Origin of the sequence: Paracoccus sp. SSK6, from assembly GCF_039770665.1 — a bacterium.
Lineage (GTDB): Bacteria > Pseudomonadota > Alphaproteobacteria > Rhodobacterales > Rhodobacteraceae > Paracoccus.
The window spans coordinates 21,388-27,797 of the sequence record NZ_JBDPNJ010000032.1 but is presented as its reverse complement, the minus strand read 5'-3'; the positions used below and the strand labels follow the sequence as shown (position 1 = coordinate 27,797).

Annotated in this window: 5 protein-coding genes and 1 pseudogene; 3 read left to right on the top strand and 3 right to left on the bottom strand. The window is 61.1% G+C overall.

All coding sequences use genetic code 11. From position 1 onward, the window contains the following. Nucleotides 1-488 precede the first annotated feature (488 nt). On the bottom strand, nucleotides 489-1,541 hold the full coding sequence (locus AAIL68_RS15080; RefSeq protein ID WP_347140571.1) for an SDR family oxidoreductase: 1,053 nt from the start codon (nucleotides 1,539-1,541) through the stop codon (nucleotides 489-491). A gap of 150 nt (nucleotides 1,542-1,691) precedes the next feature. On the opposite strand from AAIL68_RS15080, the gene AAIL68_RS15075 reads away from it, so the two are divergent. Then, a complete protein-coding gene (locus tag AAIL68_RS15075; protein ID WP_347140570.1) occupies nucleotides 1,692-3,368 on the top strand; it encodes an alpha-amylase family protein in 1,677 nt (558 codons plus the stop codon). A gap of 37 nt (nucleotides 3,369-3,405) precedes the next feature. Here AAIL68_RS15075 and AAIL68_RS15070 read toward each other — a convergent pair whose 3' ends face one another. After that, complete coding sequence (locus AAIL68_RS15070) at nucleotides 3,406-3,702, bottom strand: hypothetical protein (RefSeq protein ID WP_347140569.1); 297 nt, start codon at nucleotides 3,700-3,702, stop codon at nucleotides 3,406-3,408. 388 nt (nucleotides 3,703-4,090) lie between these two features. Here AAIL68_RS15070 and AAIL68_RS15065 point away from each other — a divergent pair. Further along, nucleotides 4,091-4,606: pseudogene (locus tag AAIL68_RS15065) on the top strand (FAD-dependent monooxygenase); the annotation flags it as partial. Nucleotides 4,607-4,734: 128 nt separating this feature from the next. Continuing rightward, the gene (locus AAIL68_RS15060; protein WP_347140568.1) at nucleotides 4,735-5,361 is read left to right on the top strand and encodes an FAD-dependent monooxygenase; all 627 of its coding nucleotides are present in this window, start codon (nucleotides 4,735-4,737) and stop codon (nucleotides 5,359-5,361) included. Nucleotides 5,362-5,432: 71 nt separating this feature from the next. Here AAIL68_RS15060 and AAIL68_RS15055 read toward each other — a convergent pair whose 3' ends face one another. After that, on the bottom strand, nucleotides 5,433-6,374 hold the full coding sequence (locus AAIL68_RS15055) for a LysR substrate-binding domain-containing protein (RefSeq protein WP_347140567.1): 942 nt from the start codon (nucleotides 6,372-6,374) through the stop codon (nucleotides 5,433-5,435). Nucleotides 6,375-6,410: the final 36 nt, after the last annotated feature.

Genomic DNA, 6,410 nt, shown 5'->3' with positions numbered 1-6,410 from the left:
CTCAATGTCGCCGCCTCGCCGCCGCAATGCGCCCAGAAGCCCGTTGATGCCGTTGCCGGGATAGCCGAAGACGCGCCGGACGCCCCAGTCCCACAGCCGTTGCCAGAAGAAATCCCCAACCGTCGTCGCCATCGCCGGACCCCTTTGCGTCACCAGCAGGGGCAACCGAACGACAGCGGAGAGGTTCCCTGCCCTACGAGCCTGCCGAGCTGTCGAACAGCCTCAGCGCACCCGTTTCCTTCGCGCAGGCTGTCATCGTCCGGCAGGTTTCGGCGCAGCGGCGGCAGGCCGCGACACAATCCTGCATGTCGCCCACTTGCTCGCAGCTGCGGGCGCATTCCTCGCAGACATCGGCGCAGAGCGCGCAGGTGCGCTTATAAAAGCTTGCTGCTCATCAGCATGGCATTCGCCGAGGTCTGGCAGCAAAGAGAGGCTGTCGGGGGTGTCTTCTCATCAGAGCCGAAATGGAACGGTATAGCCGGCATTTGCTATGATCCCTTGCGTGGTCTGCTCCTCTTGGTCGCCTCTTTAGAAGGGGTGAGTGCACGCAATAACCTGGTGGCACCGTAGAGAACCGCGAAGCCAATAGCCATCCCGGCTGCGCGGAGTTGCACAGGACGATAGGCTGTGACATAGGTCCGCGCGCCATCGCCGAACCGGCCGGATGCCCCGTGATCTTCTAAATCATCCATCGGTTCAAACAGGTTGTCCGGTCGCTCATGCGCCAGATCTTCCGTTTGTTGGCCGGAATAGCCATCCTGCGCCAGGAGCCTGTCCACCAGCGCAGGAGCAGCGGCATCGCCTATGATCGCGCGCACGGCCGAGCCGGCCAGCCACACCTCTCTGGGTGCCTCAAGGGCTGCGCGATAGATGGCTTGGGCAATTGCCTCAGGCTGATGAACCGGCGGTACTGGTTGGGCCCGGTGCGGCATCTTGTTGCGCGCCCAGTCGAACTGGGGCGTGTTCACGGCAGGAAGATGGACCTCGGTCAGGCGCACCGGACTTTTCTCGTGGAGAAGCTCGGCCCGCAGGGCGTCCAGAAATCCACGGGTTGCAAACTTGGCCGCGCAATATGGCGCCTGCAAGGGAATGCCGCGATAGGCCAGGGCCGAGCCAATGCTGACGATCGTGCCCCTGCCTTGCCGGCGCATATGGCGCAAGGCCGCCTGTGTTCCGAACACCTGGCCAAGATAGGTGACTTCGGTTACGCGGCGGAATTCGTCGGGGGTAATCCTTGATACCGGCGCAAGCACCGTTGCCATGGCCGCGTTGATCCACAAGTCGATTTGCCCCCAGTGCTGCATGACCTCTTGTGCGGCACGCTCCACTGCGGCGGCATCGGTGACGTCGATGGGCAGGACCAAGGCTGCGCCGCCCCGCTTTCTGACATCGGCTTGTGCCCCCGCGAGACCTGCACGGCCGCGGGCCATCAGCCCGACCCACCATCCTTGGGATGCGAATTCCTGCGCGATCGCCCGGCCCACACCGGCCGAGGCGCCTGTGATGACGACGACACGAAGATCGCCTTTGCTCCCGATCATGCCTTTTTCCTTTCGGACTGCATTGTCCAACGTCCGGGGCGGAAACAGGTTCGACCACACCCTGGACCAGGGATGAACCCATGCGGCTGACATCGCGTTCGACCAAGATTGTCTGCCAAGGTGCGCCTATTGCGCAGAAAAGGAGCCTGCATGGATATCAGCCGCACGGGCGATGTCTGGTGGAAGAATGCCATTGTGTATTGCCTGGATGTCGAGACTTTCCAGGACAGCAATGGCGATGGCATCGGCGATTTCGCGGGACTGACGCAGCGCATCGACCATCTGGCAGGCTTGGGGGTGACCTGCATCTGGCTGATGCCGTTTTACCCGACGGCGAACGTGGATGATGGCTATGACATCACGGACTACTACGGGATCGATCCGCGCTTGGGAACGCTGGGTGATCTGGCTGTCTTCCTGCGCACCGCGCGGGATCGGGGCATCCGGGTGATCGCGGACTTGGTGGTAAACCACACGTCGGACCAGCATCCCTGGTTTCTCTCGGCCTGCGCGGACCGGAACTCGCCCCATCGTAACTGGTATGTCTGGCGGGACGAGATACCCGCAAACGGACCGGACGGTCTGGTGTTCCCGGACAAGGAAAACAGCAACTGGGAATGGCACGAGGAAACGGGCCAGTATTACCTGCATCGCTTTTATCGCCACCAACCCGACCTCAACATCGGCAATCCCCGCGTGCGGGACGAAATCCACAAGATCGTCGGCTTCTGGCTGCAGCTTGGCCTGTCCGGCTTCCGCGTCGATGCGGTTCCCTTCTTGTTGGAAACCAATGGGCTGGATACGCCTGTGGAACCGGACCTTCACGACTGGCTGCGCGACCTGCGCCGTTTCATCATGCGCCGCTGCGGCGATGCCCTTCTTCTGGGCGAGGTCAACCTGCCCTATCAGGACGTCCGGTGCTTCTACGGTGGCAGCGACGGGGGCGAGCTGAACATGTGCCTCGACTTCAACATGAACCAGGCGCTTGCTCTGGCGCTGGTGCGCGAGGATGGGGGCGCCTTGGTCCACTGCCTTCGGGCGATGCCGAAGCTTCATCCCGATGACGGCTGGGCGCAATTCGCCCGCAATCACGACGAATGGTCCCTGGACAAGCTGACAGAGGCCGAGCGCCAGGAGGTGTTTCGGGCATTCGGCCCCAAGAAGAACATGCAGCTGTTCGGCCGCGGGCTGCGCCGGCGCATCCCGACGATGCTGAAGGGGAACAGCGACCACATCCGCCTGGTCTACAGCCTCGTCTTTGCCCTGCCTGGCGCGCCTGTCCTGTTCTATGGTGAGGAGATCGGCATGGCCGAAAACCTCGACATTGCCGGCAGGATGAGCGTTCGAAGCCCGATGCAATGGTCTGACGAGCCGAATGGCGGCTTTTCGACCGCGCCCGAAGGCAAGGTGCTGCGGCCCTTGGTGTCTCGGCCTCGATGGGGCCCCGAGGGCATCAATGTCGCCGCGCAGGAGCTTGAGCAGGACTCCATGCTGAACTGGATGGAGCGCCTGATCCGCCGCCGGCGCGAGATGCCTGAGGTCGCCTTCGGCGAGTGGCGATTCATCCCCTTCCCGGATGCCGCGATCTTCGCGCTGCGCTATGATTGGGGCTATCAAACCGTCCTGCTGTTGCACAACCTGGGCAAGCGGCCGTGCAAGTCCGAGTGCCGGCTGGATGGAACGGGATCTTGGGGTTTCTTGACGAACATCTTGGGCCAAGGGCGCTTTGAGCTGACAAAAGATGGCACATTCAGCATCGATTTGCCGGTACATGGCGTGCTGTGGCTGCGTGCGCATCCGCAGGCCGCAGGCATCAGCGCGCCTTAGACCCCATGATCAGGCTGTGAGCTGACTGGGTCGGCCGCTAGCGGGTTATGCCAATCGCAAGTTCGGCCCAGATCAACAGAACTGTCGCAAAGAGGGCCACGGCAAGAATTGCGCGCCAAAGAGGACTGCGTGTCATCTTCAGGATCAATTCCCACCCGAGCCCAAGCCCGCCAATCAGCAGGACTGCAAAGACGAAATCGAATACGCCCCAGCTCACTTGATCGGTGACGGACGTTGCCAGCACGGGCAAGCAGATCAGCAGAGCCGCAAAACCCCAAGCGGCAACCCTTACGTGGCGGTGAGATGAGCGGCTGTTTCCAAAAACTTGTTTCATCAACCTACCTGATGGACGAGACGTTCTGTCATCCTATCACGGGACAAGTGACGCATCCCCATCACAAAGCGACGCAGACAGCTAAATCGGCCAAAGGTGATTCCTGGCAAGCTGTGGCCAGGCTGTCGTTCCAACAGCAAGGCAGCAGGTAGCAGCGGCTCTGTTGCTGGCCTGAAGGCCCCTCCTGACGGCATCGCGCCCCGCTCAACCCTCCGGCTGCCGCTCCCGCTTGTAGCGGGTGTTATGGAGCGGCTAAGCAAAACTGACGCCTCAACATGGCAGAAAACACCGTTCACTGCCCGGCAAGCAGGCGTGTTATAAGGGTCGCCAACTCGCATTGGCGTGCAGGCCTCAGGAAGGCGCCTGCTTGACGACAGGAAAGACCAGGATGATGTCGTCGTTGACTATGACCCAGTGCTGCATCGTCGGGGGCGGACCGGCCGGCCTCGTCCTTGGCTATCTCCTTGCACGGGCGGGCGTCGAGGTGATCGTGCTCGAGAAGCACGCGGACTTTCTGCGGGACTTCCGCGGTGACACCATCCACCCTTCGACGATGGAGATCATGCAGCCGCTCGGTCTGCTGACCGAGTTCCTGCAACTCCCGCATCAGCGCGTGCCCAGGCTCTTTGCGCAGTTTGGACCGGACCGGCTGCTGATGGCCGACTTTTCACGACTGCGCGTCAAAGCGCCATTCATCGCCATGATGCCGCAGTGGGACTTCCTGAATTTCCTTGCCCAGAAGGCAAAGGCGCTGCCCGGCTTTCGTTTGCTGATGGAAGCAGAGGCGCGTGAACTGCTGACGGATAGCGGGAGGATCACCGGCGTCGTGGCGAACACGCCAGACGGACCGCTTCAGATCAATGCAGTCTTGACGGTGGCGGCGGATGGACGGACCTCGCGCATCCGGCAAGCGGCCGGCCTGCGGATCCACGATCTAGGCGCGCCGATCGACGTGCTCTGGTTCCGGCTGTCGCGGCAGCCGGGCGACGCGAAGGAAACCCAGGGTCGCTTCGACGCAGGCCAGTCTTCATCATGCTCAATCGCAGTGACTACTGGCAGTGCGCCTATGTCGTGCCGAAGGGCAGCTTTGACAACAAGAAGACGGCCGGCATCGCCGCATTCCGAGAAGAGCTTGCGCAACTGCTGCAGATGGAACCTGACCGCGCGGAAGAGCTGGAAACCTGGGAGCAGGTGAAGCTTCTCAGCGTCCAGGTGAACCGTCTAGAGACATGGTGGCGCTCAGGCCTTCTCTGCATCGGTGACGCGGCTCATGCAATGTCGCCTGTGGGAGGCGTCGGGGTGAACCTCGCGGTGCAGGATGCGGTCGCTGCGGCCAATCTCCTGGCGGACCCTTTGCGGCGGAGCGTTCTGGCTGATCGCCATCTCCAGGCGGTGCAGCGCCGCCGCATGTGGCCCACGCGAGCCACCCAGAGGCTTCAGATCCTGATCCAGGACCGGGTGCTGTTGAGTGCCCTGCGCAAGCGGTCGAACGTTCGGGCTCCGCTTGCACTGCGGCTGATCTCCTCCATTCCGGTCCTGCGGGACATTCCCGGACGGATTGTCGGCATCGGGCTGCGGCCGGAGCATGCGAACACCGTTGTCGTGCGTTCGGAGGCAACAAGTCCCACGCGGTGGGAGCGCCACCTGCATACTGAATGAAAGCTCTGTATCAGGACGATATCTCGTAATTTTATATCCAAGAAGACAGCTCAAAAATATTTAACTGTCGATTATCGGAAATAATCGGCCTTTGCGGTAGCGGAATAGAGATAGGTTTGCACATCGGCGAAGTTTTGCGTCAGGGAGTTAACCAGATCGCGAACCTGCGTATTCCGTAGCCGGTGACTGGAAAACAGAGCATAAAGCGGCACTTCGCGCGATGACCATTCTGGCAAGACCGGGACCAGAAGGCCCTGCTCAACCTCTAGCCGAGCAAAGAATTTCGGCACGAAACAGACGCCATAATCATGAATAGCTGACAATTTTATAACCCAGTAATCGTTGCTGAGCAATCGCGTCTGAGGATGGAGACTGTATTCTTCATCGCCTTTGCGCAATTCCCAAGGGGCAATGTTTTCAGCGCTTTGATAGGCTAAGAGGTCATGCTGCCGCAGTTCGGAAGGTGCAGCCGGAGCGGGATGGCGGGCCAGATAGCCGGGACTGCAAAACAGTCCGAAAGCAAAGCGGCCTAGGAGACGCCCCGTCATCTCCGAGACCTGCGGCATTGGCGGTTCGCCAAGATATAGCAGGCAGTCATAATTCCCGCGCGAACTCAGCAGCAGGTCCGATCGCACCACCGACAGGTCCAGTCGCAGATCGGGATTATGGCGCGCAAAATGCAGGATCAGTGGCGCGATCAGGTTCGATGCGAACTCCCCGGTCGAGCCGATGCGCATCGTGCCTTGTGCCTTTTTCTGTCCCGCCCTTGCACTGTCCAGTCCGCGGTGGCAGGCGCGCCGGATCGTGCGAGCATGGTCCAGAAACTCCGCCCCTGCATTCGACAGCACCAGCCGGTTGGCCGAACGGATGAACAGCGTCGCGCCGATTTCCTCTTCCAGCCTGCGCAATTGGTGACTGACCGTCGCCTTGGGCCGATGCAGCTCCCGCGCCGCGCCAGTCAGCGATCCGGCGTCGGCAATCTGCAGAAACACCTCGATATCTTCCAGATTCATCACTGTTCGGACTTATTGAACGTAGGTTTCAAAATA

Bases quoted from the DNA above. Each gene is read 5' to 3' on its own strand.
- AAIL68_RS15070 (WP_347140569.1), bottom strand. From the start codon at position 3,702: ATGAAACAAGTTTTTGGAAACAGCCGCTCATCTCACCGCCACGTAAGG.
- AAIL68_RS15080 (WP_347140571.1), bottom strand. From the start codon at position 1,541: ATGATCGGGAGCAAAGGCGATCTTCGTGTCGTCGTCATCACAGGCGCC.
- AAIL68_RS15060 (WP_347140568.1), top strand. From the start codon at position 4,735: ATGCTCAATCGCAGTGACTACTGGCAGTGCGCCTATGTCGTGCCGAAG.
- AAIL68_RS15075 (WP_347140570.1), top strand. From the start codon at position 1,692: ATGGATATCAGCCGCACGGGCGATGTCTGGTGGAAGAATGCCATTGTG.
- AAIL68_RS15055 (WP_347140567.1), bottom strand. From the start codon at position 6,374: ATGAATCTGGAAGATATCGAGGTGTTTCTGCAGATTGCCGACGCCGGA.